This window comes from Mesorhizobium sp. WSM2240 (assembly GCF_040438645.1).
GTDB lineage: Bacteria > Pseudomonadota > Alphaproteobacteria > Rhizobiales > Rhizobiaceae > Allomesorhizobium.
In genome coordinates, this window is sequence record NZ_CP159253.1 from 4615581 (window position 1) to 4632543 (window position 16963).

Below are 16963 nucleotides of genomic sequence, written 5' to 3' on the forward strand. Positions count from 1 at the left end.
GGTTCGGCGATTAGCTAGGGTGTGTTGAGATTCAGGGTAGGCCGAGTCGAAAATGGTGGATTTCGAGGACCGGAGCGGAGCGTACATTCAGGTATGTGAGCACCGAAAGCGCAGAAAGCTGCCATTTGCAGGCCGGCATCACCTGAATATCAACATACCCTAGGGAGGGGCGGCATGGCTTCGCGCTATCATGAGGTTTACGAAAGCTGGAAACGCGACCCCGAAGGCTTCTGGGCGGAAGCCGCGCGCGAGATCGACTGGTTCAAGCCGTGGAATGCGGTCTTCGACCCGAATTCCGGTCCATACGGCCGCTGGTTCCCGGGCGCCGAGTGCAACACCTGCCACAACGCCATCGATCGCCACGCCGATGGAGCAAGGGCCGGGCAACTCGCCCTCATCCATGACAGCGCCTACACCGGCGAGCGCAGAAAATTCACCTACACCGAACTCAAGGCGAAAGTGGTCGCCCTTGCGGCCGTGCTGAAGGACCGCGGCGTCGGAAAGGGCGACCGCGTCATCATCTACATGCCGATGGTACCCGAGGCGGTGTTCGCCATGCTCGCCTGCGCCCGTATCGGCGCGGTCCACTCTGTCGTCTTCGGTGGCTTCGCCGCAAAGGAACTGGCGACCCGCATCGACGACGCGACGCCGAAGCTGATCATCTCCGCTTCGTGCGGCATCGAACCGGGGCGGGTCATCGCCTACAAGCCGCTACTCGACCAGGCGATCGAGTTTGCGCGCCACAAGCCGGAAGGCTGCATTATCCTCCAGCGCCCGCAACAGACCTGCGAACTGACGCCCGGCCGCGACACCGACTATGCGGAAAGCGTGGCCGCAACCAAGGCTGCGGCGCGAAAAGTGCCCTGCGTCCCGGTCCTCGCCACCGACCCGCTCTACATCCTCTACACCTCCGGCACCACCGGCCAACCCAAGGGCGTTGTGCGCGACAATGGCGGCCACATGGTCGCGCTGAAATGGTCGATGGAGAACGAGTTCGGCGTGAAGCCGGGCGAGGTGTTCTGGGCGGCCTCCGATGTTGGCTGGGTGGTTGGCCATTCCTATATCGTCTATGCGCCGCTGCTCCATGGCTGCACGACCATTCTCTACGAGGGCAAGCCGGTCGGCACGCCGGACGCCGGCGCGTTCTGGCGGGTCATATCCGAGCACGGCGTGGTCGCGCTGTTCACCGCGCCGACCGCCTTCCGCGCCATCAAGGGCCAGGATTCGAAGGGCGAGTTTGTGCGGGGATACGACCTGTCGAAGTTCCGCACCCTGTTTCTCGCCGGCGAGCGCGCCGATCCCGAGACGGTCAAATGGGCCGAGCAGAAGCTTTCGGTGCCGGTGATCGATCATTGGTGGCAGACCGAGACCGGCGGGCCAATCAGCCAGAATCCGGTGGGGCTGGGACAACTCCCGGTTAAATACGGATCGCCCGGCGTGCCGATGCCCGGCTACGACGTGCGGATCCTCGACGACGCCGGCCACGCGGTTCCCCGCAGGACGCTCGGCAATGTCGTGATAAAACTGCCGCTGCCGCCCGGCTGCCTGCCGACCCTGTGGAATGCCGACCGGCGCTTCCACGACGCCTATCTCGCAGAGTTTCCCGGTTTCTACAAAACCGCCGACGCCGGCTATATCGACGAGGACGGCTACATCTTCATCATGGCGCGCACGGACGACATCATCAACGTCGCCGGACACCGTCTGTCGACCGGCGCGATGGAGGAGGTGCTGGCCGAGCATTCGGACGTCGCCGAATGCGCGGTGGTGGGCATAGCCGACGTTATGAAGGGCCAGGTTCCCTGCGGCTTCGTCGTGCTCAATTCCGGCGTCGCGCGCGATGCAGCGGTAATCGAGAAAGAGATCGTCCAGCTCGTCCGCGACCGCATCGGCCCGGTCGCGGCCTTCAAGACGGCGGTAATCATCAAGCGCCTGCCCAAGACCCGCTCGGGCAAGATCCTGCGCGCGACCATGCAGAAGATCGCCGATGGCGAAGCCTGGGCCATGCCGGCCACCATCGACGACCCGGCGATCCTCGACGAGATCGCGCAGGCGCTGAGAGACAAGGGCTTGGGAGATAATCCCAGCCCGGCTTAGGAAATCGTTCCGGCAGTGGATCGACTGCCAGTGCTGCGATGGACTTAGTCTGATGGAGCCTTAGGGCCTTGAGGACAGCGTCGTGACTCTGAAGCACCATGACTTCTCCGCGCGTGTGCACCAACAAAGTTCTGTTACCGTGCTCCTTGATCATGACCAGTTGCGTCGAGTTCAAAGAGATGGTCTGGCCACCGCAATCAGTTAGCTGAATCCACATGATTTGGTCTCCGCGTGGTCCATCGACCCACTGTCGAGTGGATGCCGAAAGCAGGACTGTCTGAACGCGCATGACCATCTTATGTTCAAGCAAGAAAGCCGGCAGCTCCCATTTGGGGGGCGGTGTTGGGGGCGCACTTCGGCACGGACGTAATCCGAAATCCAAACTCAGACCCGACCTATTGCGCCCAACTATTGCAGGCTGCAAATTGCGTCAAACGGTTGAACAAGCGTGCGAGGGGACACCATGGCACGGAACTGGATCGTCAGGTTCTGGCTGTCCTTCTCGACCGTCGGACTGCTGGCCGGAACGCTGTTCTTCGCCGCCTCGCTGACACCGATGCTCGTGCCGCGCAATTACCTGACGCAGGGCGTGCTCTCCGGGTTCAGCCTGGCCGCCGGATACGGCATCGGCGTTTTCCTGCACTGGCTCTGGAGATATATGGAGCTGCCGGAGCTCAGGGCCCGCATCAGACGGAACACCAAGCTCGTCGCAGCGCTAGCCTGCGCCATTATCGGCGTCGCCTTCCTCTGGCGAGCGACGGAATGGCAGAATTCGATCCGTGCCGTCATGGGACTCGAGCCGGTCGACAGCGCCCATCCGCTCGAGGTAGGCCTGATCGCGCTCGCCACCTTCGTCGTCCTCGTCGCTCTGGCGCGGCTGTTCCGGCTGACGCTCATTTTCATATCCGAAAAGCTCAACCGGTTCGTGCCGAGGCGCGTCTCCTATGTCATCGGCAGCACGATCGCGATCCTGCTGTTCTGGTCGGTCGCCGACGGCATCCTGTTCCGATACGCGCTGCGCGCCGCCGACAGCTCGTTCCAGACGCTTGATTCTCTTCTGGAGCCGGAGACGCAGCAGCCCTCCGACCCGAAAAAGACCGGCAGTGCCGCCTCGCTGGTCCGCTGGGAGGAACTCGGCAGGCGCGGGCGCGAATTTGTCGTGACCGGACCAACGCGGGCCGAGTTGAGCGCCTTTCTCGGCAGGGACGCGCTGGAGCCTGTCCGCGTCTATGTCGGCCTGCAATCGGCCGAGACCCCGCAGGACCGGGCGAAGCTGGCGCTCGAAGAGCTGAAGCGCGCCGGCGGGTTCGAGCGTTCCGTGCTCCTCGTCGTCATGCCGACCGGCACCGGCTGGATCGACCCTGCGGCCATGGAGCCGGTAGAGTATCTGCACGGCGGGGACATCGCCAGCGTCGCCCAGCAATATTCCTACCTCGCCAGCTGGCTGTCGCTGCTGGTGGAGCCAGGCTATGGCGGCGAGGCTGCCCGCGCGTTGTTTTCGGAAGTTTACGGCTACTGGACCACTCTGCCCAAGGACCAGCGCCCGCGCCTCTATCTCTACGGCCTCAGCCTCGGCGCCCTCTCCTCGGAACTGTCGACCCAGCTGTTCGAAGTGCTCGGCGATCCCTATCACGGCGCGCTGTGGAGCGGCCCGCCGTTTCAGAGCACGGGCTGGCGCGCCATCACCAACGACCGCAACCCTGGGTCGCCGGAGTGGCTGCCACGCTTCCGCGACGGTTCCTTTGTCCGCTTCACCAGCCAGGAGAACGCGCTCGACATTCCAGGCGCGCAATGGGGGCCGCTGCGGATCGTCTATCTGCAATATGCCAGCGACCCGATCACCTTCTTCGACTACCGTTCGCTCTACCGCGAGCCCGACTGGATGAAGTCGCCGCGCGGCCCCGATGTTTCACCGGAACTGCGCTGGTATCCCGTGGTCACCTTTCTGCAGCTCGCGCTCGACATGGCGATGGGCACGACCACTCCCATGGGGCATGGTCATGTCTATGCGCCCGAGCATCATGTCGACGCCTGGATGGCGGTGACCGACGTCCAAGGCTGGACTTCTGAGGATGTCGAGCGGTTGAAGGCGAAGCTGGCGGTGCGGTAGCGAGCACTGTCGCAACCTGCAATTTTATTCCGCCGACTGGCCTGTCTGGAGAACGGCGTTCCGCAACCGGCGGAACTCCTCGAAGCTCCGGCCTTGTTCGCAGCAGCCGCTGTCCTAGATTGCAGCGTCATCCCCCAGCGGCAAACAATCCCCGCAAGACCGACGGAAAACGCACATGAACTGGTTCAAATCGCTCATCGTTGCAGGCGCCATCCAGGCGCTCGCCATACTGCCCGGCCATGCGGGCGAGAATCTCGACGCCATCAAGGCCGCCGGCGTCTTCAGGATCGGCACCGAGGGCACCTACGCCCCTTTCACCTATCATGACGAGAGCGGCAAGCTGGTCGGCTTCGACGTTGAGATCGGCGAGGAGATCGCCAAGCGGCTCGGCGTGGAGGCCCAATTCCTCGAAGGCAAGTGGGACGGCCTTATCGCCGGCCTGGACGCCAACCGCTACGACGCCGTCATCAACCAGGTCGGCATCACCGAGGAGCGCAAGGCGAAATACGATTTTTCGGACCCCTACATCGCCTCCAAGGCCGCGCTGATCGTTCGCGAGGACAATACCGAGATCAAAGATTTCGCCGACCTTTCCGGCAAGAGCGCGGCGCAGTCGCTGACCAGCAATTACGGCAAGATGGCCGAGCAGGCTGGCGCCGAGCTCATCGGCACCGACGGCTTCGACCAGTCGATCGCGCTCGTGGTCCAGGGCCGCGCCGATGCCACCATCAACGACAGCCTGTCGTTCCTCGATTTCAAGAAGAAGCAGCCCAATGCCCCGGTCAAGATCGCCGCGACAGAGGACGAGGCCGCCTATTCCGGCATCATCGTCCGCAAGGGCGACCCGGAGCTCGTCGCCGCCATCAACGATGCGCTCAAGTCCATGAAGGCCGACGGCACCTACCAGAAGATAGCCGAAAAGTATTTCGGCCAGGACGTTTCGCAGTAACCCGGCGGAAGGCACGGGCCGCCTTGCGGCCCATGGCCTCGACCCGTTAAACCCGACCGACTGTTTGACGGGAGTTTCCGGTGCCGCACTGGCTGCAATTGATGTTCGATTCGCTCGGCCCGCTTTTGTGGGCCGGTCTCGTTTTCACCATACCGCTGACGCTGCTGTCCTTCGCTCTCGGCCTCAGCCTGGGACTGGTCTCGGCGCTGATCCGCCTCTTCGGGCCGAGGCCGCTTGCGGCAATCATCCGCTTCTACGTCTGGATCATCCGCGGCACGCCGCTGCTGGTCCAGCTTTTCCTCATCTTTTACGGCCTGCCCTCGATCGGCATCGTCCTCGACGCGTTTCCAGCCGCGCTCATCGGCTTTACGCTGAACATCGGCGCCTACACCTCAGAGATCATCCGCGCGGCTATCTCGTCGGTCGCCAAGGGCCAGTGGGAGGCGTCCTTCTCGATCGGAATGTCGTGGGGCCAGACCATGCGCCGCACCATCCTGCCGCAGGCCGCCCGCGTCGCAGTGCCGCCGCTGTCGAACACCTTCATCTCGCTGGTCAAGGACACATCGCTCGCCGCCGCCATCACCGTGCCGGAGCTGTTCCAGGCGGCCCAGCGCATCGTCGCCACCACCTACGAGCCGCTGATCCTCTACGTGCAGGCGGCGCTCATCTATCTCGCGATCAGCTCGGTGCTTTCGGCGCTGCAGGCGAGGCTCGAGACGCGCCTCGGCCGCTATGGCGGCTTCATGGAGGCGCGCTCGTGATCGAGTTGTCGCATATCGAGAAGAAGTTCGGCGATCATACGGTGCTGAACGACGTCACCGTCACCTTCGCGGAAGGCAGCGTTACCGCGCTTGTCGGCCCATCGGGCGGCGGCAAGTCGACGCTGCTGCGCTGCATCAACCTCCTGGAGATCCCGACGTCCGGCCGCGTCCGGATCGGCGACGACGCGATCGATTTCCATCCCGGCGACAAGATCGGCTGGGCCGCCATCCAGCGGCTGCGCCGGCAGACCGGCATGGTGTTCCAGAATTTCCAGCTTTTTCCGCACCGCACCGCCATCGACAATGTGTCCGAGGCGCTGACGACAGTGCTGAAATGGCCGAGGGAGCGGGCCTTGCAACGCGCGAGGGAACTGCTCGAAAAGGTCGGGCTGGCGCACAAGGCCGACGCCTGGCCGGCAACCCTGTCCGGCGGCCAGCAGCAGCGTGTGGCGATCGCCCGGGCGCTGGCGCCCTCGCCCAAGGTGCTGCTTTGCGACGAGCCGACCTCGGCGCTCGATCCAGAACTATCAGGCGAGGTGGTGGAGGTGCTGGCGCAGCTTGCGCGCGAAGGCACCACGATGGTTATCGCCACGCACGATCTGCGTCTCGCTTCCACGATCGCGCAGGAAGCTATCTTCCTCGACGCCGGCGTGGTCGTCGAAAAAGGCCTTGCTCGCGACATTTTCACCAATCCCGAGCGCCAGCGCACCAAGCGCTTCATCGCGACCCTGACCCAGAAGCCCGCCGAGCAGGAAGGCAGCGGCATCTGAGAACGGCCGGCCCTGCCGGTCGCCCCTGTCCCGAGCCGGGCCGGCCAGCTATAAGGGCGGCGAGCAGGAGAAAATGATATGGCGCTCGACGGCAAGACGGCGATCGTGACGGGCGGAGGCGGCGGCATCGGCTTCGCCATCACACAGCGTTTCCTGCGCGACGGCTGCAAGGTGATGGTGGCCGACATCGACCAGGAAAAGGGGGAGAAGGCCGAGCGCGATCTCGCCAAGCTCGGTGAGGTGCAGTTCGTCAAGACCGACATTGGCAAGCGGCTCGACATCCACAATCTCGTGGCGGCGACCATTGACACCTTTGGTGACATCGACGTCCTCGTCAACAACGCGGCGATCGTCCACGGCGCGGATTTTCTCGACCTAAAGGAGGCCGATTTCGACCGCGTGCTGCGTGTCAATCTGAAAGGCTCCTTCCTCGCCGGCCAGGCGGTCGCCCGCTACATGGTCGATAAGGTCAAGGCCGGCGGCGCGGCCGGATCGATCGTCAACATGTCCTCGGTCAATGCGGTCTTCGCCATTGCCGAGCAGCTCGCCTATTCGGTGTCGAAGGGCGGCGTGAACCAGCTCACCAAGGCCATGGCGCTGTCGCTGGCCCCTTATGGCATAAGGGTGAACGCGATCGGCCCGGGCTCGATACTGACCGACATGCTGGCCGCCACCAACGCCGATCCGGCGAGTATGAAGCGCCTGCTTTCGCGCACGCCGCTCGGCCGCATCGGCGAGCCGTCGGAGATCGCTGCCATCGCTGCTTTCCTTGCTTCGGAGGACGCCAGCTACATCACCGGGCAGACGATTTACGCCGATGGCGGGCGGCTGCCGCTGAACTACACGGTCGAAACACCGGAAACCTGATTTGGCGTCGCAGCTCCTGACAGACTGCTGTCAGTAGCGGTGTGCGATAGTGTCTCCATCAAATAAGGAGGCACCGCCATGAACATCACGCCGAACATCTTCAGCGCCATCAGGCACTATGCCGGCAAGGTCCAGACCATGCGCGACGAATACCGCACCGAGCGGCTCCTAAACTCGCTGCCTGCCAGCATTCGCAAGGACATCGGTTGGCCTGAGTCCTATCCGCAAAGGCGCGCCCGGCGCAATTGAAGCAGGCAGAAGAAAATTGCCTGATTGTTCCGGCAGGACGGAGGTTCTGCCGGAAATTTGAATGGGAGGAGACCGGCAATGCCCGCAGCCAAGACCATCGGGTTCATCTTCGTCGACGGGTTCGCTGACTGGGAATACGGCCTTTTGTCGGCATCCGCGGTCGAGTGGTTTGGGGCGCGGGCCGTTTCGCTGTCGCCCGGCGGCTCGCCCAGGAAATCCCTGAGCGGCTTCCATCTGACGCCGGACCGCAGCCTGGATATCGCGGAAAACGCCGATCTGGACGCCGTAGCCGTTGTCGGGTCGGACCAGTGGGCCACCACCTCACATCCCGATCCCTCGCCCCTGTTGAAGGCCGTGGCGGCGCGCGCCGGCGTTGTCGGCGGCATTTGTGCGGGAACCCTGGCCCTTGCACGGTCGGGCTTGTTCGAAGGCGCAAAGCACACCAGCAACGGCCGCGACTGGATTCTTCACCATGAGCCCGGCTATGCGGGCGCGGCGAATTACGAGGACGTGCCGCATGCGGTCGCCGATGGCAGGATCGTATCCGCCCCCGGCTCCGCGCCAGGCACGTTCGCGCTTGCGTTCCTGAAGGCGCTCTTTCCGGATCAGGAAGGGCAGCTCGCCGAAATGAAGGCGCTGTTCGCCAAGGAATTCACCGGCGCATCGGCGCGAGCCTCCTGACAATATGCTGTCAGGAGCAGCGTGCCATGATGACCCGGTTATCCGAAGGAGGAACCCGATGAACGCCCATGTCCCTGCCCACGCCGCCGTCTGGTTCGAGATTCCGGTAAGCGACATGGAGCGAGCCCGCGCATTCTACGGCGCCGTTCTGCAGAACGAGCTTTCGCTGAACGAGGATGGCCCGAATCCGATGGGAATGTTCGTCGCCCGGGATCAGGATTCGGTCGCCGGCCATGTTTATCCCGGCAAGCCGGCGGCTGCCGGAACGGGCCCGACCGTCCATCTTTCGGTGGCTGCGCCCATCGAAGCCGCGATGGAGCGGGTCACTCCCAATGGCGGCCAGGTGGTTTCGCCGGTCATCGAGATTCCTGCCGGGCGGTTCGCCTATTGCCTCGACCCGGACGGCAACAGTTTTGGTTTGTTCGTTCAATAAGGGCGACAGATGAAGAGTTGGACCGACAGGCTGGATACGCCAGGCATCCACGGCATAAAGCCGTCGCCTCGCAGCTTCGCAGACGTGGTCGAGGGCCAGCCCATGCTGGTGCCGACGGCAAGGCAGGTCGACGATTTCATCCGCGGCATTCCGGAGGGTACGGAAATGGACGTGAGAAGCCTGCGCGCCGGGTTGGCGCGGCGGCATGGGGCGGAGGTGACCTGCCCGGTCACGATGGGCTATCATCTGCGCACGGTCGCCGAGGCGGCGCACGAAGCGCTGGAGCGCGGCGAGCCCGAAGACCAGGTAACGCCCTTCTGGCGGGTGCTCGACAGCCGGACGCCGACGACGAAGAGGCTGTCTTTCGGGACCGGCTTCGTCGCCGAGCGAAGGAAGCGCGAAGGATTGGCGGGATAGACGATGCGGCGCGCAGACAGACTGTTCCAGATCGTCCAGCATTTTCGGGGTGGCCGGCTCGTCACCGCGCAGAAACTCGGCCAGTGGCTCGAGGTTTCGGAACGCACGATCTACCGAGACATCGCCGATCTCCAGTCGACCGGCGTCCCGATCGATGGCGAAGCCGGCGTCGGTTACATTATGAGAGAGGGTTTCGACCTTCCACCGCTGATGTTCACACGTGACGAGATAGTGGCGCTGGTCGCCGGCGCCCGCATGGTCCGTGCCTTCGGCGGGGCGGCGATGGCGCGCGCCGCCGACGAGGCGCTGGTCAAGATCGGTGCGGTCCTGCCTGACGCCGAAAAGGACCGCATTGCCCGCACCGAGATCCATACGCCGATGTGGGTGGTCAGCGACGCCGACCGCGTCGCCATCGACCTGATCGAGCGGGCCGTCGAAAAGCGCCAGGTGCTGAAACTGGATTACCGCGACGAGGCGGGGCGCAGTTCGGTTCGCGATGTTCGCCCGCTCGGCCTGTGGTTCTGGGGCAAAGTGTGGACGCTGGTGGCGTGGTGCGAGATGCGCAATGATTTTCGCGCGTTCCGCATCGACCGGATCGCGAATGTCGCCCCCACCGACCGCACCTTCAAGCCAGAGCGGGGCAAAACGCTGACCGATTTCTATCGCACCATGGAGCGCGGCGGCGAACCAGGCGACCGGGCGGCCCATACCTGAGACGCGCCTCTTCCTTCTCCCCTTGCTTGTGGGAGAAGGAAAAAGAACTACTCGTCTTCCTCGTTATCCTTCGACTTCAGCGCCGTCAGCTTCGCGAACACGGCGTCGGCGTCGAGTTCCTTGTCCACATCCTTCGGCTTCTCAGTCTCCGGCGTCAGCCGCTCGGTCATCGAGGCCGGCAGCAGCGTATCGCCAGTCGGAGCCGCCGGCTGCCTGCCATGCGAGGCGCGCTGCACCTCGATGTCGAGGTCGATCTGCGAGCAGAGGCCGAGCGTCACCGGGTCCATCGGTACCAGGCTGGAGGAATTCCAGTGCTTGCGCTCGCGGATCTGGTCGATTGTCGATTTGGTGGTGCCCACCAGCCGCGAGATCTGTGCATCCTTCAGCTCCGGGTGGTTCTTGACCAGCCAGAGGATGGCGTTGGGGCGGTCCTGGCGCTTCGACAGCGGCGTGTAGCGCGGACCCTTGCGCTTCGATTCGGGCACGCGCACCTTCGGGTCGAGCAGTTTCAGCCGGTGGTTCGGATCGGCGACGCCCTTGGCGATCTCCTCGCGGCTGAGCTGGCCGGTCATGATCGGGTCCATGCCCTTGATCCCCTGCGCCGATTCGCCATCGGCGATCGCCTTCACCTCGAGCGGGTGCAGACCGCAGAACTGCGCGATCTGCTCGAAAGACAGCGCCGTATTGTCGACCAGCCAGACTGCGGTCGCCTTCGGCATCAGAAGCGTATTGGCCATCAGATAATATCCTCTCGTTCGCCCGCGTCCCGTGCGCGGGCGGTGGTCAGACCACCGAAAATGGGAAATTCGAGGCGTATATAACGCTGTTTCCGGCTGGGGGCAAGAAATCTTCGCCGGGACACAGGCTGTCATCGAAGCGTCGTGGAAGCGTCATCCCGTTGAAATATCGGGCGCTCAAAGCAGGACCGCACCCTATTGTACAGGAGAGGTCTTCGATGCCCTGCCATTCCCGTCTTTTCGCCCTGACCGCCGCGCTCGCGGCTTCCGTCACGATGCCTGCCCATGCCGAGATGATGTTCAACCGGATCGCCACTTTCGTTATCGCCGACAATTTGCCGGCCGACGCCGACAGAACCAAGCCGACCTCCTCCGAAATCATCGCCGCCAGCGAGGACGGCATGACGCTGGTCTATTCCGATAGCCCGCTCGGAGCCGTCGGCTTCATCGACATCACCGATCCCGAGGCGCCCAAACCGGCGGGCATGCTCAAGATTGAGGGCGAGCCGACCTCGGTCGTCGTTTCAGGCACGAAAGTGCTGGCCGGCGTCAACACGTCGGAAAGCAAGACCAAGCCGTCCGGCAACCTTGCCGTCATCGATCTCGCCTCGAAAGCCATCGAAAGCACTTGCGATCTCGGCGGCCAGCCGGATTCACTTGCATTGAGCAAGGGCGGAAAATTTCTGGCTGTCGCCGTTGAAAACGAGCGCGACGAGGAACTGAACGACGGCGAAATCCCGCAAATGCCCGCGGGCGATTTGAAGATCTTCACGCTCTCGGCGGGCGTGCCCGACTGCGCGACTATGAAGACCGTGACGCTCACCGGCATCGCGGAAGTGGCAGGCGACGATCCGGAGCCGGAATTCGTCGCCTTTAACGAGGCTGGCGAAATCGCCGTGACCCTGCAGGAAAACAACCATATCGCCATTGTCGATGCCGAAACCGGCAAGATCGTCTCGCATTTTTCGGCAGGCTCCGCCTCGCTCGAAAACATCGACACGAAAAAGGACGGCGCGTTGAATTTCACCGGCAAGGCGGAAAATGTCGCGCGCGAGCCCGACGCGGTGAAATGGCTCGACAATGACCGCCTCGTCGTTGCCAATGAGGGCGACTACAAGGGCGGCTCGCGCGGCTTCACCATATTTGATAGGCGCGGCAAGGTCCTGTTCGAGGCCGGCAACGCCCTCGATCACGCCGCGGCCAATGTCGGCCACTACCCGGAGGCCCGGAACAAGAAAGGCGTCGAGCCGGAAGGCCTGGAGACCGGCAAATTCGGCGACGAGCGGCTGTTCTTCGTGGCGCTGGAGCGCGCCTCGCTCATCGCCGTTTACAATGACACCGGCGCCGAGCCGGAGTTCCTCCAGCTTCTGCCCTCGGGCGTTGGGCCCGAAGGCCTGATCGCTATTCCCTCACGCAACCTGCTGGTCACCGCCAACGAAGCGGACCTGGTCGAGGACGGTCTCGCCCGCTCCCATGTCATGATCTACGAGCGCGCCGACGGTCCGGCCGCCTACCCGCAGATCACGGCGGGGCTGACCGACGACGGCGCTCCGCTCGGCTGGGGCGCACTTTCGGGGCTCGCCGCCGACCCGGCGGCTTCCGGCAAGCTCTATGCGGTTTCAGACTCCGTCTATCGCTCCGCACCGGCGATCTTCACCGTCGACACGACCCAAACCCCGGCGCTGATCACCGCAAAGACGATCGTCACCCGCGACGGCGTGCCGGCCCAGAAGCTCGATCTCGAAGGCATTGCACCTGACGGTGATGGCGGCTTCTGGCTGGCTTCGGAAGGCAATTCGGACAAGCTGACGCCGCATGCGATCGTCCGGGTCAACGACAAGGGCGAGATCAAGCATGAAATAGGCTTCCCAGCCGAATTGCTGGCCCATGAAATCCGCTTCGGCCTGGAAGGCATAACCATGGTTGGCCAAGGCGACGACCTCATGCTGGTCATGGCGATGCAGCGCGAATGGAAGGACGATCCCAAAGGCCAGGTGAAACTTCTCGCCTACAAGCCGAAGGCCAAGGAATGGTCGGCCGTGCGCTATCCGCTCGACGCGGCCGGCGAGGGCTGGATCGGCCTGTCGGAAATCACCGCTCACAACGGCAAGCTCTATATCGTCGAGCGCGACAATTTGATCGGCGCGGACGCCAAAGTGAAACGCATCTACAGCGTGGCGCTTGACGCGTTCAAGCCCGCGGCGCTAGGCGGCGAGCTTCCGCTGGTCGAAAAAGCGCTTGTTCGCAACCTTATCGGTGATCTGCGGACGGCCGCCAACGGCTATGTCGCCGACAAGGTCGAGGGCTTCGCCATCGACGCCGGCGGCGAGGCTTTCGTCGTCACCGACAATGACGGCGTCGACGATTCGTCCGGCGAAACCCTCTTCATCCGCCTCGGCAACATCGAAGCCGTCAACTGAGGCCTTGACTCCAAAGGAAGGCCGCGGCCATCGCCGCGGCCTTCTCAGGCCACATCCAGCACGATCTTGCCGATGTGCTCGCCCTCCTCCATCCGCTCATGCGCCCGCCAGGCTTCCCTGAGCGGGAAGATCATGTCCATTACCGGAACAACCCGCCGCGCCGCCAGCAGCGGCCAGACCTGGGCCTCGAGCGCCGCCGCGATCTGCCCCTTGACCTCGACAGTGCGCGGCCGGAGCGTCGACCCGGTATGCACGAGGCGCTTGACCATCAGCTTGGAAAAATCGGCGCTCGCCACCGCCCCGCCCTGCGTGGCGATCTGCACGATACGGCCCTCGACGGCCGCCGCATCGTAGTTGCGGCCGACATAGTCGCCGCCTACCATGTCGAGAACGACATTGGCGCCGCGCCCGTCTGTCGCCTGCTTCACGGCCGCGACGAAATCCTGCTTGCGGTAGTTGACCGCGCGGTCCGCGCCGAGCTTCAGGCAGGCTTCGCATTTTTCTGCGGAGCCGGCGGTGGTGATCACATAGGCGCCGAGGGCCGAGGCGAGCTGGATCGCAGTGGTGCCGATGCCCGACGAGCCGCCATGGACGAGCAGCGTTTCGCCTGCCTTCAGCCCGCCGCGCTCGAACACATTGTGCCAGACGGTGAAGAAGGTTTCCGGCAGCGCCGCCGCCTCGGTCAGCGTGAACCCCTGCGGCACGGGCAGCGCGTGGCTTTCATGCACCTTAGCGTATTCGGCGTAACCGCCGCCCGGCGTCAGCGCGCATACCGCGTCGCCCAAACGCCAGCGACTGGCGCCCTGACCGACGGCCACCACTTCGCCGGACACTTCGAGGCCGGGCAGGTCGGAGGCGCCGGGTGGCGGCGGATACGCTCCCTTGCGCTGTGCCACGTCGGGTCGATTGACCCCGGCTGCGCGTACGCGAATGAGGATCTCACCTTCGCCGGGCGTCGGCACGTCGCGCTTTTCCGGCTTCAGCACCAGCGGTCCGCCGGGCTGCGAAATCGCCACCGCCGTCATCTTCGCCGGTATCTTGTCTCCATTGGCCATTCTCGGCATCCTTCAAGGCTCGGCCCGCCGCCCGCGGCGATTGCATCGCCGCCCCCCTCTTATGTAGTCTGGCGGCCGATCAGGCAAATTGGAGATGCGGCGATGGCGATCTTCGACGACGAACCGAAAAAACCAGCGAGCCGGCATGAGATCGGCCAGGATCTTTCTTTGCTTTCCGCCTCCGAACTTTCCGAACGGATCGCCATGTTGCGCGACGAGATCGCCCGGCTGGAGGCCGAGCTGAAAGCCAAGGGAGCGACCAAGAGCGCGGCGGAAGCGCTTTTCAGTCGCAGATAGTCGCACCGCTGCCGCCGGACGGCCGCAAAGGGCGGTATGTTCGAGGTCTCGATTCTCCCTCCAGCCGGACCAGCGCATGTTCATACTCGCCGCCTACCGACCGATCGTCTCGCTGCTGCGCGGCACCGCCTTTCTACTGGCCGCATCCGGTCTGCACGGCCTGCTCCTGCCCCTGCGCGGCCAGGAGGAAGGGTTTTCGACGGCCGTGCTGGGCCTTTTGGGAACCGCCTGGGCCGGCGGCTTCGTCACCGGCTGCTTCTTTGCCCCGCGTCTCGTGCGCCGCGCCGGCCATGTCCGCGCCTTCGGAGCGTTCGCGGCCTCCGGCGCCATCGTCGCGCTGCTGACTGGGCTGATCATCGACGAATTCGCCTGGGTCGTGCTGCGCGCCTTCACCGGCTTCACAATGGCCGGCGCATTCATGGTCATCGAAAGCTGGCTCAACGAAAAGTCGACCAACGAGAACCGCGGAACCGTGTTCGGCCTCTACATGATGGTCACTTACGCTTCCATCATGGCCGGGCAGATGATCGTTGCCGCCGGAGACGTGAAATCCGCCTCGCTGTTCATGGTCACCGGCATTTTATTCTGCCTGTCGCTGATCCCCACCGCCGTCTCCACCCAGGCGACGCCGCAGCCGCTGCAGGACGTCGCGCTGGACGTCAAGGGCCTCTACGCCAACTCGCCGGTCGCCTCCGTCGCCTGCGTGCTGATCGGCATCGCCAATGGCGCATGGGGTACGCTGGGAGCGGTCTATGGCGCGCGTATCGGCATTTCTACGGCCGAGATAGCGCTGATGATGAGCCTCGTCGTTGTTGCCGGCGCTGCCATGCAATTGCCGGTCGGGCGCGTTTCCGACAAGACCGACCGTCGCTTCGTTCTTGCCGCCGCTTCGTTGGGATCGGCCGTTTTCGGGCTACTGGTCTTCGTGGCGACGCCGCGATCGGGCGCGTTCGTGATCGCCACGACCGCGTGCTACGGCGCGCTCGCCTACACGCTCTATTCGCTGGCCGTCGCCCACGCCAACGACCACGCCAAGCCGGAGGAGTTCGTCAAGGTTTCGGGCGGGCTGCTGCTGCTCTACGGCTTCGGGACGATGATCGGCCCTGTGATCGGCGCTTTGCTGATGGGCGCAATGCGGCCGGAAAGCGTGTTCCTGGCAACCGCGCTCGCCCATTCCGCTCTGGCCGGATACACGGTGCTTCGCATCGGCCGCCGCGCGCCGGTGCCGGTCGAGGATCGCGAAGCCTTCAAGACGCTGCCTTCCGAACGCGGCGTGACCCCGGAGGCGGTGCGGCTCGATCCGCGCACGCCGGCCGAACAAGAGAGTTGAGATTCGACTACGATTGCCTCACAAGGAGCAATGATCCCGAACGATGCGTTCATGGCCATTGCGGATCCCAACCGGCGCCATCTCCTGGAGGAGTTGCGCCGCGGGCCCAAGACCGTCGGGCAATTGGCCTCTGGCCTGCCGGTTTCGCGGCCCGCCGTTTCCCAGCATCTGAAGGTTCTGCTCGATGCCGGGCTGGTCAGCGCGCGTCCGGACGGAGCGCGTCGCGTTTACGCGGTCAGCGAACACGGTTTTCTCAAGCTCAACATCTGGCTGGATCAGTTCTGGCAGGCTTGAACGTCGCGCGAACGGCGGACAAACCGCCCGTCGGGAAAGCGCCGTTACCTGAGGTCCACCCCAAGCGCGCAAATGATAAAAGGAAAATGCTCCGGCGGCACGCCGTGTCGCCGGCAGCTGCTCGCGCCTATGGCGCGCGCTGTCTTCAGCCTTAATGTCTTGTGGGATTTGCCTTCAGTTTCTCAATCTCGTCCTTGAGTGCCAGCTTGCGCCGCTTGAGAGTCACGATTTCCAGATCGTCGACGGAAGGATGGGTCATCGCTTGATCGATCTCGCGTTCGATATCGCCGTGTTTCCTCTGCAGCTCTTCAAGATGGTTGGCAAGAGACATGATTGGTTCTCCCGTTCATGGTTTCCTCGGAAAGTACGCGTCGCGGAACGCATCCACCGCTGGGCGCTCCATGACGGTACGACGACAGTGTGCCACCAGACGGTCCGGATGTCGAATGTGCGTTGGTAGGATTTCCTGAATGATCGAAATGTGCTATGGGCTGCGCGCCGGGCGGCATCTGCTTCCGGACCCGCCCTGCCAGGCGCAATTCGGGCGCCGGAATTCTACAGACGGTACATGATGTCGGACCAGGAACAGACCGAGATTCGTCTTGAGTTTGCGAAGCTTAAGCAGGAACACGCGGATTTCGATGCTGCGATCAACGCCATGATCGCGACCTCCTGCGATCCGCTGCAGATCCAGCGCATGAAGAAAAAGAAGCTGATCCTGAAGGACAGGCTGTCCAAGATCGAAGACAAGATCATCCCCGATATTATCGCCTGACTGGCGG

At 63.9% G+C, this 16963-nt stretch carries 19 protein-coding genes; 16 read left to right on the forward strand and 3 right to left on the reverse strand.

The window, feature by feature from the left end; translation table 11 throughout:
• Positions 1 to 174: 174 nt before the first annotated feature.
• From ABVK50_RS22825 to ABVK50_RS22875, 11 genes are all read left to right on the forward strand, one after another.
• Complete coding sequence (locus tag ABVK50_RS22825; protein ID WP_353644413.1) at positions 175 to 2097, forward strand: propionyl-CoA synthetase; 1923 nt, start codon at positions 175 to 177, stop codon at positions 2095 to 2097.
• Positions 2098 to 2560: 463 nt separating this feature from the next.
• On the forward strand, positions 2561 to 4207 hold the full coding sequence (locus ABVK50_RS22830; protein WP_353644412.1) for an alpha/beta-hydrolase family protein: 1647 nt from the start codon (positions 2561 to 2563) through the stop codon (positions 4205 to 4207).
• 175 nt (positions 4208 to 4382) lie between these two features.
• Positions 4383 to 5156, forward strand: coding sequence for an amino acid ABC transporter substrate-binding protein (locus ABVK50_RS22835; RefSeq protein ID WP_353644411.1), 774 nt, complete (start codon positions 4383 to 4385; stop codon positions 5154 to 5156).
• Positions 5157 to 5236: 80 nt separating this feature from the next.
• Complete coding sequence (locus ABVK50_RS22840; protein WP_353644410.1) at positions 5237 to 5917, forward strand: ABC transporter permease subunit; 681 nt, start codon at positions 5237 to 5239, stop codon at positions 5915 to 5917.
• Positions 5914 to 6687: an amino acid ABC transporter ATP-binding protein gene (locus tag ABVK50_RS22845; RefSeq protein ID WP_353644409.1), complete on the forward strand. Its 774-nt coding sequence runs from the start codon at positions 5914 to 5916 to the stop codon at positions 6685 to 6687. The genes ABVK50_RS22840 and ABVK50_RS22845 overlap by 4 nt, the downstream gene beginning before the upstream one ends.
• 78 nt (positions 6688 to 6765) lie before the next feature.
• A complete protein-coding gene (locus ABVK50_RS22850) occupies positions 6766 to 7554 on the forward strand; it encodes an SDR family oxidoreductase (protein WP_353644408.1) in 789 nt (262 codons plus the stop codon).
• A gap of 78 nt (positions 7555 to 7632) precedes the next feature.
• Positions 7633 to 7803: a hypothetical protein gene (locus ABVK50_RS22855; protein WP_353644407.1), complete on the forward strand. Its 171-nt coding sequence runs from the start codon at positions 7633 to 7635 to the stop codon at positions 7801 to 7803.
• A gap of 78 nt (positions 7804 to 7881) precedes the next feature.
• Complete coding sequence (locus tag ABVK50_RS22860; RefSeq protein ID WP_353644406.1) at positions 7882 to 8484, forward strand: DJ-1/PfpI family protein; 603 nt, start codon at positions 7882 to 7884, stop codon at positions 8482 to 8484.
• Between the two features lie 58 nt (positions 8485 to 8542).
• Positions 8543 to 8917: a VOC family protein gene (locus ABVK50_RS22865; RefSeq protein ID WP_353644405.1), complete on the forward strand. Its 375-nt coding sequence runs from the start codon at positions 8543 to 8545 to the stop codon at positions 8915 to 8917.
• Between the two features lie 9 nt (positions 8918 to 8926).
• Entirely contained in the window at positions 8927 to 9334 is a 408-nt protein-coding gene (locus tag ABVK50_RS22870; protein WP_353644404.1) for a hypothetical protein, read from the forward strand.
• A 3-nt stretch (positions 9335 to 9337) separates the two neighbouring features.
• Positions 9338 to 10048 carry a YafY family protein gene (locus ABVK50_RS22875; protein WP_353644403.1) on the forward strand — a complete coding sequence of 237 codons (711 nt, stop codon included), beginning with the start codon at positions 9338 to 9340 and terminating at the stop codon, positions 10046 to 10048.
• 47 nt (positions 10049 to 10095) lie between these two features.
• Here ABVK50_RS22875 and ABVK50_RS22880 read toward each other — a convergent pair whose 3' ends face one another.
• Positions 10096 to 10785, reverse strand: coding sequence for a DUF1013 domain-containing protein (locus ABVK50_RS22880; RefSeq protein ID WP_353644402.1), 690 nt, complete (start codon positions 10783 to 10785; stop codon positions 10096 to 10098).
• 218 nt (positions 10786 to 11003) lie between these two features.
• Between ABVK50_RS22880 and ABVK50_RS22885 the strand changes: the two genes are divergently transcribed.
• Complete coding sequence (locus ABVK50_RS22885; RefSeq protein ID WP_353644401.1) at positions 11004 to 13205, forward strand: esterase-like activity of phytase family protein; 2202 nt, start codon at positions 11004 to 11006, stop codon at positions 13203 to 13205.
• 44 nt (positions 13206 to 13249) lie between these two features.
• On the opposite strand, the gene ABVK50_RS22890 is transcribed toward ABVK50_RS22885, so the two are convergent.
• Positions 13250 to 14260: an NAD(P)H-quinone oxidoreductase gene (locus tag ABVK50_RS22890; protein ID WP_353644400.1), complete on the reverse strand. Its 1011-nt coding sequence runs from the start codon at positions 14258 to 14260 to the stop codon at positions 13250 to 13252.
• A 102-nt stretch (positions 14261 to 14362) separates the two neighbouring features.
• Here ABVK50_RS22890 and ABVK50_RS22895 point away from each other — a divergent pair, with 102 nt between their 5' ends.
• From ABVK50_RS22895 to ABVK50_RS22905, 3 genes are all read left to right on the forward strand, one after another.
• A complete protein-coding gene (locus tag ABVK50_RS22895) occupies positions 14363 to 14557 on the forward strand; it encodes a DUF1192 family protein (protein ID WP_353644399.1) in 195 nt (64 codons plus the stop codon).
• Positions 14558 to 14639: 82 nt separating this feature from the next.
• Positions 14640 to 15887, forward strand: coding sequence for an MFS transporter (locus ABVK50_RS22900; protein WP_353645842.1), 1248 nt, complete (start codon positions 14640 to 14642; stop codon positions 15885 to 15887).
• A 30-nt stretch (positions 15888 to 15917) separates the two neighbouring features.
• Entirely contained in the window at positions 15918 to 16181 is a 264-nt protein-coding gene (locus ABVK50_RS22905) for a metalloregulator ArsR/SmtB family transcription factor (RefSeq protein WP_353644398.1), read from the forward strand.
• Between the two features lie 151 nt (positions 16182 to 16332).
• On the opposite strand, the gene ABVK50_RS22910 is transcribed toward ABVK50_RS22905, so the two are convergent.
• Positions 16333 to 16512, reverse strand: a complete 180-nt coding sequence (locus ABVK50_RS22910) for a YdcH family protein (RefSeq protein WP_353644397.1) — start codon at positions 16510 to 16512, stop codon at positions 16333 to 16335.
• Positions 16513 to 16752: 240 nt separating this feature from the next.
• Between ABVK50_RS22910 and ABVK50_RS22915 the strand changes: the two genes are divergently transcribed.
• Positions 16753 to 16956, forward strand: a complete 204-nt coding sequence (locus ABVK50_RS22915; RefSeq protein WP_353644396.1) for a YdcH family protein — start codon at positions 16753 to 16755, stop codon at positions 16954 to 16956.
• The last annotated feature ends 7 nt before the right edge of the window (positions 16957 to 16963 follow it).

Bases quoted from the DNA above. Each gene is read 5' to 3' on its own strand.
- ABVK50_RS22885 (WP_353644401.1), top strand. From the start codon at position 11,004: ATGCCCTGCCATTCCCGTCTTTTCGCCCTGACCGCCGCGCTCGCGGCT.
- ABVK50_RS22830 (WP_353644412.1), top strand. From the start codon at position 2,561: ATGGCACGGAACTGGATCGTCAGGTTCTGGCTGTCCTTCTCGACCGTC.
- ABVK50_RS22890 (WP_353644400.1), bottom strand. From the start codon at position 14,260: ATGGCCAATGGAGACAAGATACCGGCGAAGATGACGGCGGTGGCGATT.
- ABVK50_RS22825 (WP_353644413.1), top strand. From the start codon at position 175: ATGGCTTCGCGCTATCATGAGGTTTACGAAAGCTGGAAACGCGACCCC.
- ABVK50_RS22865 (WP_353644405.1), top strand. From the start codon at position 8,543: ATGAACGCCCATGTCCCTGCCCACGCCGCCGTCTGGTTCGAGATTCCG.
- ABVK50_RS22905 (WP_353644398.1), top strand. From the start codon at position 15,918: ATGATCCCGAACGATGCGTTCATGGCCATTGCGGATCCCAACCGGCGC.
- ABVK50_RS22895 (WP_353644399.1), top strand. From the start codon at position 14,363: ATGGCGATCTTCGACGACGAACCGAAAAAACCAGCGAGCCGGCATGAG.
- ABVK50_RS22860 (WP_353644406.1), top strand. From the start codon at position 7,882: ATGCCCGCAGCCAAGACCATCGGGTTCATCTTCGTCGACGGGTTCGCT.
- ABVK50_RS22875 (WP_353644403.1), top strand. From the start codon at position 9,338: ATGCGGCGCGCAGACAGACTGTTCCAGATCGTCCAGCATTTTCGGGGT.
- ABVK50_RS22855 (WP_353644407.1), top strand. From the start codon at position 7,633: ATGAACATCACGCCGAACATCTTCAGCGCCATCAGGCACTATGCCGGC.
- ABVK50_RS22910 (WP_353644397.1), bottom strand. From the start codon at position 16,512: ATGTCTCTTGCCAACCATCTTGAAGAGCTGCAGAGGAAACACGGCGAT.
- ABVK50_RS22880 (WP_353644402.1), bottom strand. From the start codon at position 10,785: ATGGCCAATACGCTTCTGATGCCGAAGGCGACCGCAGTCTGGCTGGTC.
- ABVK50_RS22915 (WP_353644396.1), top strand. From the start codon at position 16,753: ATGTCGGACCAGGAACAGACCGAGATTCGTCTTGAGTTTGCGAAGCTT.
- ABVK50_RS22835 (WP_353644411.1), top strand. From the start codon at position 4,383: ATGAACTGGTTCAAATCGCTCATCGTTGCAGGCGCCATCCAGGCGCTC.
- ABVK50_RS22850 (WP_353644408.1), top strand. From the start codon at position 6,766: ATGGCGCTCGACGGCAAGACGGCGATCGTGACGGGCGGAGGCGGCGGC.
- ABVK50_RS22870 (WP_353644404.1), top strand. From the start codon at position 8,927: ATGAAGAGTTGGACCGACAGGCTGGATACGCCAGGCATCCACGGCATA.